Source organism: uncultured Streptococcus sp. (assembly GCF_963521255.1).
Classification (GTDB): domain Bacteria; phylum Bacillota; class Bacilli; order Lactobacillales; family Streptococcaceae; genus Streptococcus.
The window spans coordinates 1-15,864 of sequence record NZ_CAUQTU010000016.1; the positions used below are offsets into that span (position 1 = coordinate 1).

Here is a 15,864-nt window from a genome sequence, read left to right on the forward strand (position 1 = left end):
CAACCTCAAAACAGTGTTTTGAGCAGCCTGCGGCTAGTTTCCTAGTTTGCTCTTTGATTTTCATTGAGTATTATTTCTCTCTTTATGACGTTCATAAGCCTTGAGCTGGCGCTGCAGTTCCTTTTTAATCGCGGGTTCTGGAGCATATTTTTCTTCCCAATCATCTGGTTTTAAGATTTTATGGGTCACTGGATCAAAATGAGCCTTGCCATCTGGGAAAATTTTCCCCATATTGGCCTGATGAACAATATCAAAAATACGTTCTGGGTCCACTCCCATCAAGACAAAACTACCGTATGTAAAGTAAAGCGTATCAATCAAGGCATCCACCTGCCCCACCAAATCTTGCTGAGCAGGCGTCTTCTTGGCTACCTTATCTGCTGCCTTATCAAGAGCTTGATGAAGTTGCGATAGAGCTTGACTAAAATCCTCTTCAGAAATACTAGCAGCTCGAACAAACTCCACCAATTCTTCTATTTTAAAACCAGCCCTGTGGGTTGCACCTTCCAAATCCCAAGCTCGAGGTTCTTCTTGGGTTCGTTCATCCATCATATGGTGGAAGGTCTTGACCTTATTGAAATGATAGTCACGGCTGACAAAGACTTTTTCTGAAGCCAGAACACCAAAATGTTCCAAGGCCTTGTGGATTCCGTCTTGCTGATTACTAGTGGTGATGTGCTTGGCAACTTCCTTGACACTGCTACTACCATTTCCCATAGCGACCGACATACCGACACCCGCCAGCATTTCTAGGTCGTTATCTGAGTCACCAAAGGCCATGACTTGGTTGAGATCAAAACCATATTCTTTCCCAACTCGTCGAATGCCTTCCAATTTAGAGTTTCCTTGATTGATGACATCTGCTGCAAAAGGATTGCTACGTGTCAATTTCAAGTCTTCAAAATCAGCCGCCGCCTTCTCAGATTCTTCTGGCGTCATCAGCATCAAGACTTGGTAGATAGGCTGATTCATTAGATCAAGTAGGTCTTCTTCCTTTTGGGGAACAACCTTGCTGACCATACGATTAAAGGAATGACTCACTGTCCGAGTTAAAACAGAGGGAACGAAGCGACTGATTCGTTGGGAAAAAGAACCCAAACCAAAGGACATGATTTTAGAACCCAGCATAGCATCCTTGGTCCCTAGGGCAATCTCCTTGCCCTCTTTTTTAGCATACGTAATAAGCTGGCGCAAATGTAACTTGGAAATCGGGCTCGTGAACAAGACTCTGTCTTTATTAAAGATATACTGGCCATTGTAGGTTACCGCAAAGTCCAGGTCCAAATCGTCCATCAATTCCTTAACAAAAAAAGGTCCTCGTCCTGTCGCTACACCGACAAGCACCCCTTGTTCTTTGACAATCTTAATCGCGTCCTTAGTGGATTTCAAAACACTCTTGCGATCGTTGACCAAGGTTCCATCGATATCAAAAAAAACAGCTTTGACTTCCATCCTATCCCAATCTCCCCTTTTGTGATACAATGATTATACCACATTTCAGAAAGAGTGAGTAAATCATGCCTAAGAAAATCCTTGTTTTACATACGGGTGGAACTATTTCCATGCAGACCGATGCTTCTGGCGCTGTTGTGACAAGTTCAGATAATCCCATGAACCATGTGTCCAATCCCCTCGAAGGAATCCAAGTCCACGCCTTAGATTTTTTTAACCTGCCAAGCCCTCATATCAAACCCAAGCATATGCTGGCCCTCTACCAAAAAATCAAAGAGGAAGCAGATAACTACGATGGTGTTGTGATCACACACGGAACCGATACTTTAGAGGAAACAGCCTATTTCCTTGATACCATGGAAGTTCCCCACATGCCCATCGTTCTAACAGGGGCCATGCGCAGCTCCAATGAACTCGGCAGTGATGGTGTTTATAATTATCTGAGTGCTTTACGGGTGGCTAGTGATGACAAGGCTGCTGACAAAGGAGTTTTGGTTGTTATGAACGATGAAATCCACGCTGCCAAGTATGTCACCAAAACACATACGACCAACGTCAGCACCTTCCAGACCCCAACACATGGCCCCCTTGGTCTGATTATGAAACAGGAAATACTCTACTTCAAAACAGCTGAACCCCGTGTTCGCTTTGACCTTGATCACATACAAGGTTTAGTCCCTATCATCTCTGCTTATGCTGGTATGACAGATGAGCTGATTGATATGCTGGATTTGGAACAATTGGACGGTTTGATTATCCAAGCTTTCGGTGCTGGTAATATTCCCAAAGAAACGGCTCAAAAATTAGAAAGCCTTCTGCAAAAAGGAATCCCAGTCGCTCTGGTATCACGATGCTTTAACGGTATCGCTGAGCCTGTTTATGCCTACCAAGGTGGGGGCGTGCAGTTGCAAAAGGCAGGTGTTTTCTTTGTCAAAGAACTTAACGCCCAAAAAGCTCGCTTGAAACTCCTCATTGCCCTCAATGCCGGACTAACAGGACAGGCTTTGAAAGACTATATGGAAGGCTAAGTCTCTTCTCCAGAAAGCAAAATCAGGAAATCTTCACGATTCCCTGATTTTTTCTATTTACGTTTTCGTGTTGAGCGACGTTCTGTCAAACCATGAGGTAAGAGAACTTCACGTTCTTCCAACTCTTCCTTGTGCATAATCTTAGTCAACATACGCATGCTAATAGCACCAAGGTCATAAAGAGGTTGGGCAATAGTTGTCAAATTTGGACGGGTAAAGCGTGAGACTTGCGAATCATCACTAGTAATGATTTCAAACTCTTCTGGTACTGACACACCCTTATCAGCAAGACCGTTCAAGACACCTGCTGCCAATTCATCACCTGTTACAACTGCTGCAGTTGCATTTGATGAAATCAAGCGTTCTGCCAAGGCATAGCCATCTTCATAAGTATATTTAGACTCAAATACCAATCCTTCGCTATAAGAAATCCCTGCTTTTTTCAAGGCTTCCTTGTAGCCAACCAAACGAACCTTACCATTGATATCATCCACTAGTGGACCACTAACGAAAGCAATGCGCTCATTTTCTTTAGCAAGGTAGGTCACTGCATCAATCGTAGCTTGTTTGTAGTCAATATTGACACTTGGAAGTTGATGTTCTACATCCACTGTCCCTGCAAGAACAACTGGTGTTCTAGAGCGAGAAAACTCTGAACGAATTTTTTCAGTCAAGTGGTAACCCATAAAAATGATACCATCCACTTGCTTAGAAAACAGTGTATTGACCACCGAAACTTCCTTGTCATCATCCTCATCACTATTGGCAAGGACGATATTGTACTTGTACATTTCAGCGATATCATCAATCCCTTTAGCAAGCGTTGAAAAATAACCATTGGTAATATTTGGAATCACGACACCGACAGTGGTTGTCTTTTTACTTGCAAGACCACGCGCCACGGCATTTGGACGGTAATCCAAACGGTCAATTACCTCAAGCACTTTTTTACGGGTATTCTCTTTTACATTCTTATTGCCATTGACTACACGGCTAACCGTCGCCATTGAAACTCCGGCTTCACGGGCGACATCATAAATCGTTACTGTATCGTCTGTATTCATTCCATTTCCTTTCTATATCATACCTCACGAGACTCCAAAAAAGAGACGGTATGAAAATTTCGTTTTCATGATTCTACTTATTCCATTTTATCACTATTTGTAAACACTTTCAAGCATTTTTTGAAGATTGTTTGAAAAAAATTTCATAGAAAACTATGTTTATAAAGAAAAAATCACCTTTTCTTGATTTTTAATCCTATTTGCTGTATGATAAGGGAAAAGAAAGGAGGCAAAGATATGGCTTTTACCAATACCCACATGCGGTCGGCTAGTTTTGGCATTGTTACCAGCTTGCCTGATGATGTCATTGACTCTTTTTGGTATATTATTGACCACTTCTTAAAAAATGTCTTTGAATTGGAAGAAGAACTCGAGTTTCAATTACTCAATAACCAAGGAAAAATTACCTTTCATTTTTCAAGTCAACACCTCCCTACAGCTATTGATTTTGACTTTAACCATCCTTTCGACCCTCTTTATCCCCCAAGAGTACTGGTTTTAGATATGGACGGTAGAGAAACTATCCTCCTCCCAGAAGAAAATGACCTATTTTAATACTCAATGAAAATCAAAGAGCAAACTAGGAAGCTAGCCGCAGGCTGCTCAAAACACTGTTTTGAGGTTGTGGATGGAAGCTGACGTGGTTTGAAGAGATTTTCGAAGAGTATAAAAACTCTAGCCTTCAGTTGCAAGTGACTGAAAACTAGAGTTTTTCTATTTTTTCAAAGCATTATACAAGTTACGGATAGGTTGCTTTAATGTAGGATGGATAAAATGAGGTGCAATTTCCTGTAAGGACTCAAGGACAAAAAGGCGTTCCGCTATGTAAGGATGAGGCAAGATAAGGTCATCTATATAAATGACCTGGTCCTCCACAAAGAGCAAGTCCAAATCAATCAAACGAGGTCCCCAATGCACTTCTCGCACCCTTCCCATCTCTGACTCAATGGCTAACAAGGTCTCTAATAGCACTGGGGCAGGCAACCAGGTTTCAACCTCAACCACTTGATTAGCAAAGCTATCTTGCTCCACACCACCCCAAGGCTCCGTCGTCAAGACACTGGACTCTTTGAGAATATGGATACCTCGAGCTCGCATTTTCTCAATGGCTTGTTCCAAATTGGCTTGCTTATCTCCCATATTGCTTCCTAGGGCGATAAAGGCCCGTTGCTTACGGCGATGAATGGTTACCGAGCAAGTATCTAGCGGCAAATGCACTGGCGCCCAAGGTTTTTTCAGTTCCAGCTGAATTTCTTGGACAAGAGGATAAGCCTCAAAAGTACGTTCCACCAGTTTATAAGCTACCGTTTCAATCAAATCTTCACTCGTTTCCTGAAACCAAGTCGTCCACTGCTGACACAGTTCTCCATAATGGACAGAAGCCGTTAAATCCAAGTCTGTAGCTGCCTTGGTCATGTCATAGGATAGGATAGCTGAAACGACAAACTTCTGTCCCAATTCTTTCTCACTGGGAAAAAGACCATGATAGGCAAAAATTTCCAAATCCTTAATCTGCAGTTGATCCATAATGATTCCTTTCTAGAAAAATCCGCTTCAAGCGGATTCTTTTTATACTCAATGAAAATCAAAGTGCAAACTAGGAAGCTAGCCGCAGGCTGCTCAAAACACTGTTTTGAGGTCGCAGATGGAAGCTGACCTGGTTTGAAGAGATTTTCGAAGAGTATTATAGTCCCATTAAACGATAAGCCTGATCTCGGAGGTCCTTATCTGTTTCAAATAGACCACGAGCTACTGTCGTCAAGGTTGCAGTACCTGGTTTTCTGACACCACGCATGCTCATACACATATGTTCCGCCTCAATGACAACAAAGGCTCCTTTAGCACCTAGATACTCCATCAAGGCATCGGCCACTTCGATATTCAAACGTTCTTGAATTTGTGGCTTTTTAGAATAAACTTCAACCGTACGGGCTAGCTTAGACAAACCTGCCACACGACCATCTGGAATGTAGGCAATATGCGCTTTACCATAAAATGGCAAGAAGTGGTGCTCACACATGGTATGGAAAAAGATATCCTTTTCTACCACCATGTTATCGTCGATAATCTCAAAGGATTTTGACAAATGTTCCTCCGCTGTTTGACCAAGACCTGAAAAAATCTCTTGGTACATACGAGCGACACGAGCAGGTGTTTCCTGCAAGCCCTCGCGATTAGCGTCCTCTCCGACAGCCTCGATAATCATTTTTACAGCTGTTTCAATCTTTTGTGTATCCATTTTCATTCTTCCTCTCCATCAGATAGGCTCTCACTTGGCTCAAGAAATACAAGGAACCTGTGACAATCCTAACTGTTTGTTTCTCTTCTTTTTTATCTGTCAATTTCTGCTCTAGAAAATCCTGCCAACCTTGGTAGCTGAGATTTCTAGATTTGGCTGTCTCTTCCAGCACGCTTTCATCAGTCGCCCGACTATCGTCAAAATGTGTCAGGGTAAGCTCGGTATCTGTCATGGTCCCCAGCAAGTCCAACATATCCTCCAAGGCCTTGGTTTTGATACAAGTAAAGAGGATTTCCTTATGATAATCCGCAAAGCGTTCTTGCAAGGTTGCTACTAAAGCCTTTATGGCATGAGGATTGTGGGCCCCATCCAAAATCATCAAGGGGTCTCTCGACACAACTTCCAAACGTCCTGGCCAACTTGTTTCTTCCAGAGCTTGAGCAAGCAAATGATTGCTTGCTAGCTCTCGACCATCTTCTTGACAAAAAGTATCAAGTAAAGCTATGGCCATCCCAGCATTCTCTATCTGGTGCAAACCAAGCAAACCTGTCTGGAAGCGACCTTGTCTGAGAGAACTAGTATAATCAAAGACTTCCCCTGTCACCACACTCTTTTGATGACGAACCTGATAATCTATCCCAAATCGTATTCTTGTAGCATTTTTAGCTTCTGAAATAGAGTCAATCACTGCTAAAGCTTCTGGAGCGATACGACCTGTCACCAAGGGAATCCCTTGTTTGATAATACCAGCTTTCTGCTCTGCTATGGCTTCCAAGGTATCACCAAGTAGGGCTACATGGTCCAATCCAATGGTCGTGATACCTGTTAGAATAGGCTGGCAGACATTGGTACTATCTAAAAGTCCACCCATGCCGACTTCCATGATAGCCACATCTACTTGCTCTGAAGCAAAGTAGTCATAGGCTATGGCTGTGATAATCTCAAATTCGGTTGTCTCCTGCAAATTGGCAGCCACTTCTCCTTCAAGCAAAGACTGATAGTCTGCCATGAGGGCTTCTAGTCTAGACACTGGAATGGATTCCCCATTGATGCTAATCTGGTCTGTGTAATGAATGAGATAGGGCGAGCTGAAAACTCCAACTCTCAGCCCTAGTTTTTCTAGCATATTCTTCAAAAAAGTAATGGTAGACCCCTTGCCATTGGTCCCTCCGATATGGATGACCTTGAGTTTGAGATGGGGATTGCCACGCAAAGCTAATAGTTCCACCATGCGTTCCAAGCCAAAATGCGGTTGGTCCGTCCGGTAGTTAGCAATCCACTGATTGTTTTGAATTTCTTTCATCTTATTTATATTGTTTTAAATCTAAATTTTCCGCTTCATCAGCCAGACGAATAGCGGAGGCAATTTCAACTGCCATCCTGTGACTAGCTACGTCATGCACGCGCACCACTTCTACACCCTGTCTCGCAGCGATACTAGTTACATGAGCCGAAGCCGTATCTCGATTGCGGAAACCAAGTTCTGTCTCAGGATTGACTTCAAAACCATTTTCTTCAAGGATATTGATGACAAACCGCTTGCGCGACACTCCAAGAAAGATTGGATAGCCCTTCTGATGTAGTTTATCCAGGTCCCGCAAAAGAAGCAGATTTTCTTTCTTGGTCAGACCAAAGCCAATTCCTGGATCCAACAGGATATTTTCTTGTGCAATTCCAGCTTGATTTGCTCTCGCTAGTGCACGTTCAAAGAAAGTCTCCATCAACTCTTCGATTGGCAATTTTTCAAAGTTAGCTAACTCTTCCTCTGTAAAAGCTTGTCCAAAACCAAAATGAGGAAAGATGAGCGAGCTAGGATGCTGAGGTCGAGCCATGACTGGATTAAACATGATGACCACTTGCGCTCTCGCTTCAGCTACCACATGAGCCATTTTTTCATCACCCATTAGACCAGTGATATCATTGACTAGATTGGCACCAGCAGCCAAAGCAGCTTCTGCTACTTGACTCTTCCAAGTATCAATAGAGATGAGAACATCACTTTCCTTGCGAATAGCTTTGATCACTGGAACAACACGCTGGATTTCCTCTTCTATCTCAACATAGCTACTTCTTCCCGGCCGAGTTGATTCTCCGCCGATATCTAGCATACTAGCCCCTTCTGCTATCAATTTACGAGCCTGCTGGAGTGCCTGCTCAAGAGCAAAAAATTGACCACCGTCCGAAAAGGAGTCTGGGGTTACATTAATAATTCCGCAAATAGCTGTCTTTGCGTGATTGACTTTACTTGACATATCGGTCACTCCCTCAAGGCTTTTCACCATATTATTTCTCTATTTTACCATAAAAAGAAAAAAATGGACACGATTGCATTCATCTTTCTCCCAGTAGAAACAAGCAAGCAATTGTCAATAATCTTATACTCTTCGAAAATCAAATTCAAACCGCGTCAACGTCGCCTTGCCGTACTTAAGTACAGCCTGCGGCTAGTTTCCTAGTTTGCTCTTTGATTTTCATTGAGTATTAAATAGAAATCCCTAATGTCCGACTCATGATCACCACAAGAGCCAACAAACAGAAAAAAACTCCATTAACAATCATGTGAAGTAAGATAGACATTTCCAAACGTTGGGTCTTGTAAGCCGTCCAAGACAGAACGATCGACATAACTCCATAAATCAATAAAGAAGGTAAATTACTTGGTTGATGCAATAAAGCAAACACAATTGTACCGACTACAAATCCCAAGTTCTCCTTGCCTCGGAAAATCTTTTTAGGAACAATCCCACGACACAAGATTTCCTCACAAATCGGAGCAAGCAAGGCTAGCAAGAAGAAGCTAGAAATCAGAGAACTATTCTGAACCATATCGTTAATCTGAGACTGGTTAGCTGTTGTCGTCTCATTTGACAGTTGTAACAAGATAGAACCAAGTATATTTGAACAGATAATGACTAAATAACTTAATCCCAATCGTGCTAGGTCCTTAGCTCTAAAAAAAGAAAAATTAAAACTTGCTAATTGCGTTTTACGAGCTCCAAAAATAAATAGCACCAGAACCACAATCGAAATACCAGCGACTATCAGTCCTGACTGTAACAGTGGTACTTCATTTAAAGTTAAAATAGCAGTAACCCCTATAGGAATCTGATATAAGATTGTCGCTAGCAAGAAAACCAAAAGCCATCCTGCACGATTCAACAATTCTTTCCACATACTTTTCTCTTCCATCATTCATCTCCTAGACTTTGTATTAAAAAAAGGGGGAAATCCCCCTGGGTCATCCTATTATAGTGCCATGCTGATGTAGTTAAGGATAAACAAGGCATCCAAAATCCAAATCATGACATGAACATCTTTAGCTTGACCTTTGACAAGCTTAGTCAAAGTGTAAGTCAAGAAACCAACTGCAATCCCTTGAGTGATAGAGTAGCTGAATCCCATAAAGATAGATGTGAAGAAAGCAGGAACCGCTTCAGACATATCGTCCCAATGGATATTTTTCAAGCTAGCCAACATCATAATCCCAACGATAATCAAGATTGGAGCTGTAGCGGCTGTTGGTACAATCGCTAGAAGTGGGCTAAAGAAGCTTGAGATCGCAAAACAGATTGCCACGACCAAGGCTGTCAAACCAGTACGTCCACCTGCACCAATACCAGCAGCAGACTCAACATAAGTCGTTACGTTTGAAGTACCAGCTACTGCACCAATTGTTGTAGCAATTAAATCAGAATAAAGAGCTTTGTCCAATTTAACTGATTCCTTGTTTTCACCTTTAGAAGCAATGATTCCAACCTTTTCACCAGTACCAATTAGAGTACCAATTGTATCGAAAATATCTGTTAACGAGAAGGCCAGAATAGCCATAAGAGTCTCAGGTAAGCGAGCTGTATCTGAAATCAAAGCTCCTAAACCTTCTGAACCAAGAGCTGCACCAAAAATTTTCTTCAAATCTTCTACCGCAGCACCCAAGTGATTATTTGAAAAATCAATGCTAGAAATATTAACTAAACCTACTGCAATTGCAAGAACTGTTGTTGTTAAGATAGAAAGGATAATCCCTCCCTTAATGCCTTTGATGACAAAGAAGATAGTAATGGCAAGTCCTGCAAGAGCTACCAAAACAGCTGGGTTATTAAAGTCAACCAATCCTGGAACCGCTGAAGAGTTTGCTGCAATCGTTGCTTGAGCTTTGTCAGCACCTTCTCCTATAACAGTATAGTTACCTGGATCAATCGTAAATTTCAAAAGTCCAGCATTCTTAATCCCTACGTAGGCAAGGAAGACACCGATACCTGCTGAAATAGCTGAACGAAGAGCATTCGGAATGGATTCAATGATCATTTTGCGTACATTTGTCAAAGTAATAATCAATGAAATAATACCACAAATGAAGACCATAGCCAAAGCTTCTTGCCAAGAATAACCAAGTCCAAAGACAACTGTAAAGGTAAAGAAAGCATTCAGTCCCATACCTGGTGCTTGGGCATATGGTAAGTTAGCATAAAAAGCCATCATAAGGGTTCCTACCACAGAACCAATAATCGTTGCGAGGAAAACACCCTGAGCAGGCATTCCTGTTTGCGAAAGAATTTGTGGGTTTACAAAGAGAATATAGCTCATTGCAAAGAAAGTTGTTAAACCAGCGAGAACCTCTGTACGAACGTCTGTACCGTTCTCTTTTAGTTTAAATAATTTGTCCATTATCAATCTCCTTTTAATTTTTACGAACAATAGTAGAATTATATCATTTATCATTCACTTTTTCAATATATTTGTTTAATTTATTTAAGAATTTGATACAATTTCATTTTTTGTTTCGAATCTGCTTTTCTAGCTGCTTTTTGTTATAATAGTAGACATCTTATCTGAAAAGACACTAGAAAGGTTCATATGACGAAGAAAATTATTGCAGTTGACCTAGATGGAACCCTGCTCAACTCAGACAGTCAGATTTCTGACTTTACCAAAGAAACCATTAAAAAAGTTGCTGAAAAAGGCCATCAGATTATTATTACGACAGGTCGCCCTTACCGCATGTCAAAAGATTTCTATCGCGAGCTAGGCCTAAACACTCCTATGATTAACTTCAACGGCTCCCTTACTCATTTACCAGACCAAGTTTGGGACTTTGAAAAGTGTTTGACTGTAGACAAAAAATATCTTTTAGACATGGTTCAACGTTCTGAGGATATTCAAGCAGATTTTATCGCTGGAGAATACCGTAAAAAATTCTACATTACAAATCCTAATGAAGAAATTGCCAATCCCAAACTATTTGGCGTAGAAGCTTTCCGGCCTGAAGATCAATTTCAACCTGAGTTGGTAACCAAGGATCCTAACTGTATCCTCTTGCAGACTAGAGCCCGTGACAAATATGCCTTGGCAAAAGAAATGAACGCCTTCTACCAGCATCAACTGTCTATCAATACCTGGGGAGGTCCGCTCAATATCCTTGAGTGTACCCCAAAAGGTGTCAACAAGGCCTTTGCTTTGGACTACTTGCTCAAGGTAATGAACCGTGATAAAAAGGACTTGATTGCCTTTGGAGATGAACACAATGATACCGAAATGCTCGCTTTTGCTGGGAAGGGCTATGCCATGAAAAATGCCAACCCAGAGCTACTCCCTTATGCAGATGAGCAAATTTCCCTAACCAATGACCAAGATGGGGTTGCCAAAACCCTGCAAGACTTATTCTTATAGTTCATACTGACCAGCTTACGAGCTGGTCTTTGTGTTCTTTTCACAGTCTCATCAACCAGTTAATCGATTGTTCTATTTTTTACCCCCAAAACCTTGGAAAAGGCTTTCTTTTGTGATATACTTCACATATAAATACAAGAGAGCTCGTCACACTCGACTCTGTTGAAACAAAATCAATCCAGTCCTGTTGTCCCTGTTCTCGGCCAATATCAAGGAGGATAGCTATGAAAGCTGTTGTTGTAAATCCAGAAAGCACTGGTGTTGCTGTTGAAGAAAAAGTACTCCGTCCACTTGAAACTGGGGAAGCACTTGTAGAAATTGAATACTGTGGTGTTTGCCACACTGACCTCCACGTTGCCCATGGTGACTTCGGTCAGGTACCAGGACGTGTCCTAGGACATGAAGGTGTTGGTATCGTTAAAGAAATCGCTCCTGATGTTAAAAGTCTTAAAGTCGGCGACCGCGTCAGCGTTGCTTGGTTCTTTGAAGGATGTGGTACTTGCGAATACTGTACAACTGGCCGTGAAACTCTTTGCCGTACAGTAAAAAATGCTGGCTACTCAGTAGACGGTGGTATGGCTGAACAATGTATCGTAACAGCGGACTATGCTGTTAAAGTTCCTGACGGACTTGATCCAGCCCAAGCTTCTTCTATCACATGTGCTGGTGTAACAACCTATAAAGCTATTAAAGAAGCCAAAGTTGAACCAGGTCAATGGGTTGTTCTTTACGGTGCTGGTGGACTTGGTAACCTCGCTGTTCAATACGCTAAAAAAGTATTCAATGCTCATGTAATCGCGGTTGATATCAACAATGACAAACTTGCCCTTGCAAAAGAAGTCGGTGCCGATATCGTTATTAACGGTCTAGAAGTCGAAGATGTGCCAGGCCTAATCAAAGAAAAAACAGATGGTGGAGCTCATTCAGCTGTCGTAACTGCTGTGTCTAAAGTTGCCTTCAACCAGGCTGTTGACTCCGTTCGTGCTGGTGGTCGCGTAGTCGCTGTTGGTCTTCCTTCTGAAATGATGGAACTAAGTATCGTAAAAACCGTTCTAGATGGAATCCAAGTTATCGGTTCTCTTGTTGGAACTCGTAAAGACTTGGAAGAAGCCTTCCAATTCGGTGCAGAAGGTTTAGTAGTTCCAGTTGTTCAAAAACGTCCAGTAGAAGATGCTGTGGCCATTTTCGACGAAATGGAAAAAGGTCAAATCCAAGGACGTATGGTACTCGATTTCACAAACTAATTCAATAAGAACCTATATAAAAAAGTTGGATGCTTCTTCCAACTTTTTTATATTAAATTTTTAAATAGGGATTCAAATTACTTTTAAAAAACTCAATATATCAATATTTAAAAAGAAAGCCTTTTTATTTTTTTATGTTAAATAGTTGATTTTTTTATGAAAACGGTTTATACTAATCTAGTCTTAAAGTTTTCTTAAACAATGGGCACAACATTTTATAAGGAGGAATGACAATAATGAGTATCGGAATCATTATTGCGAGCCACGGCGAATTCGCTGCAGGTATTCATCAGTCAGGATCTATGATTTTTGGTGAACAAGAAAAGGTTCAAGTTGTAACCTTTATGCCAAATGAAGGTCCAGATGACCTATATGCTAAATTTAACAACGCTGTGGCTGCATTTGACGCAGAAGATGAGGTGCTAGTTTTGGCTGACCTTTGGAGTGGTTCTCCATTCAACCAAGCTAGTCGCGTGATGGGAGAAAATCCTGATCGTAAGTTTGCCATCATCACAGGACTTAACTTACCGATGTTAATCCAATCCTATACAGAGCGCCTCATGGACGCTACAGCAGGTGTGGAAAAAGTCGCTGCGAATATTATCAAAGAAGCCAAAGATGGCATCAAAGCTCTTCCAGAAGAGTTAAATCCAGTTGAAGAAGTTGCAAGTGCTGCAGCTGCTCCAGTTGCCCAAGCTGCTATCCCAGAAGGAACTGTTATCGGTGATGGTAAACTGAAAATCAATCTTGCCCGTCTAGACACTCGTTTACTTCACGGTCAGGTTGCCACTGCTTGGACTCCAGATTCAAAAGCAGATCGTATCATTGTTGCTTCAGATAACGTTGCAAGCGACGACCTTCGTAAAGAATTGATTAAACAAGCAGCTCCAAATAATGTCAGAGCCAATGTGGTTCCAATTCAAAAATTGATCCAGGTTTCAAAAGACCCACGCTTTGGAGAAACACATGCCCTTATCTTGTTTGAAACACCTCAAGATGCCCTTCGTGCAATCGAAGGTGGCGTGCCAATCAAGACTCTTAACGTAGGATCAATGGCTCACTCAACTGGTAAAACAATGATCAACAACGTTCTGTCTATGGACAAAGAAGACGTTGCTACATTTGAGAAAATGCGTGACCTCGGTGTTGAATTTGACGTACGTAAAGTACCAAACGACACCAAAAAAGATTTGTTTGACTTGATTAACAAAGCCAACGTTCAATAATAGAAATCAATAACTATCGAAGAATTATAAGAAATTTTTTCACTTTATTACAATTAAATAGAAAAGGAATAAAACCATGTCAGATATTTCAATTATTTCTGCTGTCTTGGTTGTAGTTGTTGCCTTCCTTGCAGGTCTTGAAGGTATCCTCGACCAATTCCAATTCCATCAACCAATCGTCGCATGTACCCTTATCGGACTTGCAACTGGTAACCTCGAAGCAGGTGTTATGCTTGGTGGATCACTTCAAATGATCGCCCTTGGTTGGGCAAACATCGGAGCTGCCGTAGCTCCTGACGCTGCTCTTGCATCTGTTGCTGCAGCAATCATCTTGATCAAAGGTGGTAACTTTACTACTGAAGGTATCGCCGTTGCAACAGCAACAGCTATCCCTCTTGCCGTAGCTGGACTTTTCTTGACTATGATTGTTCGTACAATCTCAGTTGGTTTGGTACACACTGCAGATGCTGCCGCTAAAGAAGGAAATATTGCGGCTGTTGAACGTGCTCACTTTATCGCACTTCTTCTTCAAGGTCTTCGTATTGCTATCCCTGCAGCCTTCCTTATCGCTATCCCAGCTTCTGCTGTTCAAGACGCTCTTGGTTTAATGCCAGCCTGGTTGAACGGTGGTATGGCTGTCGGTGGTGCTATGGTCGTTGCCGTTGGTTACGCTATGGTTATCAACATGATGGCAACTCGTGAAGTATGGCCATTCTTCGCAATCGGTTTTGCTTTTGCTGCCATTTCTCAATTGACTTTGATTGCCCTTGGTGTAGTCGGTGTTGCCCTTGCCTTCATCTACCTTAACCTTTCAAAACAAGGTGGTAACGGTGGCGGCGGCGCTGCGACTTCTAACGACCCAATCGGTGATATCCTAGAAGACTACTAGAAAGGGGAACAATCATGACTGAAAAACTTCAATTATCAAAATCAGATCGTAAAAAAGTTTGGTGGCGTTCACAATTCCTTCAAGGTTCTTGGAACTACGAGCGTATGCAAAACTTGGGTTGGACTTATTCATTGATCCCAGCTATCAAAAAATTGTACACTACTAAAGAAGACCAAGCTGCTGCTCTTGAGCGTCACCTTGAGTTCTTCAACACTCACCCATACGTGGCTGCTCCAATCATGGGGGTTACTCTTGCACTTGAAGAAGAACGTGCGAACGGTGTTGAAATCGACGACGCTGCTATCCAAGGGGTTAAAATCGGTATGATGGGACCTCTTGCTGGTATCGGTGACCCAGTATTCTGGTTTACAGTTCGTCCTATCCTTGGTGCTCTTGGTGCATCACTTGCTGCATCTGGTAACTTGGTTGGTCCACTTCTCTTCTTCTTCGGATGGAATGCTATCCGTATGGCCTTCCTATGGTACACACAAGAGTTTGGTTACAAGGCTGGATCTGAAATCACTAAAGATATGTCTGGTGGTATCTTGAAAGACATCACTAAAGGTGCTTCTATCCTTGGTATGTTCATTCTTGCCGTTCTTGTACAACGTTGGGTATCGATTAACTTTACTGTTAACCTTCCAGGTAAACAATTAGCTGAAGGTGCCTACATCAACTTCCCAGAAGGTTCTGTATCAGGTGCTGAATTGAAAGGTATCCTTGGTCAAGCACTTGGTGGATTGAGCCTAGATAAGATTCAACCACAAACCCTTCAAGGTCAGTTGAACTCATTGATCCCAGGATTGATGGGACTTCTCCTTACTTTCCTTTGCATGTGGTTGCTTAAGAAAAAAGTATCACCAATCTCAATCATCCTTGCACTATTTGCAGTAGGTATCGCAGCTCGTTTCTTCGGTATCATGTAATCAAGAAACTCAAAAGGAACCAGGTTCTAAACCTGATTCCTTTTTTCTATGTTTTTATACTCAATGAAAATCAAAGAGCAAACTAGGAAGCTAGCCGCAGGTTGCTCAAAGCACTGCTTTGAGGTTGTA

15 protein-coding genes are annotated in these 15,864 nt (G+C 41.9%); 7 read left to right on the forward strand and 8 right to left on the reverse strand.

All coding sequences use genetic code 11. The features are described from left to right. Positions 1-60: 60 nt before the first annotated feature. The gene (locus RWP09_RS09355; protein WP_314436988.1) at positions 61-1,452 is read right to left on the reverse strand and encodes a Cof-type HAD-IIB family hydrolase; all 1,392 of its coding nucleotides are present in this window, start codon (positions 1,450-1,452) and stop codon (positions 61-63) included. A 65-nt stretch (positions 1,453-1,517) separates the two neighbouring features. Between RWP09_RS09355 and RWP09_RS09360 the strand changes: the two genes are divergently transcribed. Further along, on the forward strand, positions 1,518-2,480 hold the full coding sequence (locus tag RWP09_RS09360; RefSeq protein WP_314436990.1) for an asparaginase: 963 nt from the start codon (positions 1,518-1,520) through the stop codon (positions 2,478-2,480). A 53-nt stretch (positions 2,481-2,533) separates the two neighbouring features. Here the strand turns inward: RWP09_RS09360 and ccpA are convergent, their stop codons facing one another. After that, positions 2,534-3,544, reverse strand: a complete 1,011-nt coding sequence (ccpA, locus tag RWP09_RS09365) for a catabolite control protein A (RefSeq protein WP_001090628.1) — start codon at positions 3,542-3,544, stop codon at positions 2,534-2,536. 237 nt (positions 3,545-3,781) lie between these two features. On the opposite strand from ccpA, the gene RWP09_RS09370 reads away from it, so the two are divergent. Beyond that, positions 3,782-4,099: a DUF960 domain-containing protein gene (locus RWP09_RS09370; RefSeq protein WP_000886035.1), complete on the forward strand. Its 318-nt coding sequence runs from the start codon at positions 3,782-3,784 to the stop codon at positions 4,097-4,099. A 159-nt stretch (positions 4,100-4,258) separates the two neighbouring features. On the opposite strand, the gene folK is transcribed toward RWP09_RS09370, so the two are convergent. The 6 genes from folK to RWP09_RS09400 form a co-directional block, all read right to left on the reverse strand. Continuing rightward, entirely contained in the window at positions 4,259-5,071 is an 813-nt protein-coding gene (folK, locus tag RWP09_RS09375; protein WP_314436993.1) for a 2-amino-4-hydroxy-6-hydroxymethyldihydropteridine diphosphokinase, read from the reverse strand. A gap of 157 nt (positions 5,072-5,228) precedes the next feature. Further along, complete coding sequence (folE, locus tag RWP09_RS09380; protein WP_033707903.1) at positions 5,229-5,783, reverse strand: GTP cyclohydrolase I FolE; 555 nt, start codon at positions 5,781-5,783, stop codon at positions 5,229-5,231. Continuing rightward, positions 5,764-7,086: a folylpolyglutamate synthase/dihydrofolate synthase family protein gene (locus tag RWP09_RS09385; RefSeq protein ID WP_314436995.1), complete on the reverse strand. Its 1,323-nt coding sequence runs from the start codon at positions 7,084-7,086 to the stop codon at positions 5,764-5,766. The genes folE and RWP09_RS09385 overlap by 20 nt, the downstream gene beginning before the upstream one ends. A 1-nt stretch (position 7,087) precedes the next feature. Then, the gene (gene folP / locus RWP09_RS09390) at positions 7,088-8,065 is read right to left on the reverse strand and encodes a dihydropteroate synthase (protein WP_314436998.1); all 978 of its coding nucleotides are present in this window, start codon (positions 8,063-8,065) and stop codon (positions 7,088-7,090) included. 199 nt (positions 8,066-8,264) lie between these two features. After that, positions 8,265-8,972: a CPBP family intramembrane glutamic endopeptidase gene (locus RWP09_RS09395; protein ID WP_314437001.1), complete on the reverse strand. Its 708-nt coding sequence runs from the start codon at positions 8,970-8,972 to the stop codon at positions 8,265-8,267. Positions 8,973-9,029: 57 nt separating this feature from the next. Next, positions 9,030-10,448: an NCS2 family permease gene (locus RWP09_RS09400; RefSeq protein ID WP_314437003.1), complete on the reverse strand. Its 1,419-nt coding sequence runs from the start codon at positions 10,446-10,448 to the stop codon at positions 9,030-9,032. Positions 10,449-10,637: 189 nt separating this feature from the next. On the opposite strand from RWP09_RS09400, the gene RWP09_RS09405 reads away from it, so the two are divergent. The 5 genes from RWP09_RS09405 (at position 10,638) to RWP09_RS09425 (ending at position 15,735) form a co-directional block, all read left to right on the forward strand. Beyond that, positions 10,638-11,450 (forward strand): Cof-type HAD-IIB family hydrolase, encoded by an 813-nt coding sequence (locus RWP09_RS09405; RefSeq protein WP_314437005.1) that lies wholly within the window; start codon positions 10,638-10,640, stop codon positions 11,448-11,450. A gap of 224 nt (positions 11,451-11,674) precedes the next feature. Then, positions 11,675-12,694, forward strand: a complete 1,020-nt coding sequence (gene adhP, locus RWP09_RS09410) for an alcohol dehydrogenase AdhP (RefSeq protein ID WP_102210849.1) — start codon at positions 11,675-11,677, stop codon at positions 12,692-12,694. Between the two features lie 236 nt (positions 12,695-12,930). Further along, entirely contained in the window at positions 12,931-13,920 is a 990-nt protein-coding gene (locus RWP09_RS09415; protein ID WP_314437008.1) for a PTS sugar transporter subunit IIB, read from the forward strand. Between the two features lie 76 nt (positions 13,921-13,996). Then, a complete protein-coding gene (locus RWP09_RS09420; RefSeq protein WP_314437011.1) occupies positions 13,997-14,809 on the forward strand; it encodes a PTS mannose/fructose/sorbose transporter subunit IIC in 813 nt (270 codons plus the stop codon). A 14-nt stretch (positions 14,810-14,823) separates the two neighbouring features. Further along, positions 14,824-15,735 (forward strand): PTS system mannose/fructose/sorbose family transporter subunit IID, encoded by a 912-nt coding sequence (locus tag RWP09_RS09425; RefSeq protein WP_314437014.1) that lies wholly within the window; start codon positions 14,824-14,826, stop codon positions 15,733-15,735. Positions 15,736-15,864 lie beyond the last annotated feature (129 nt).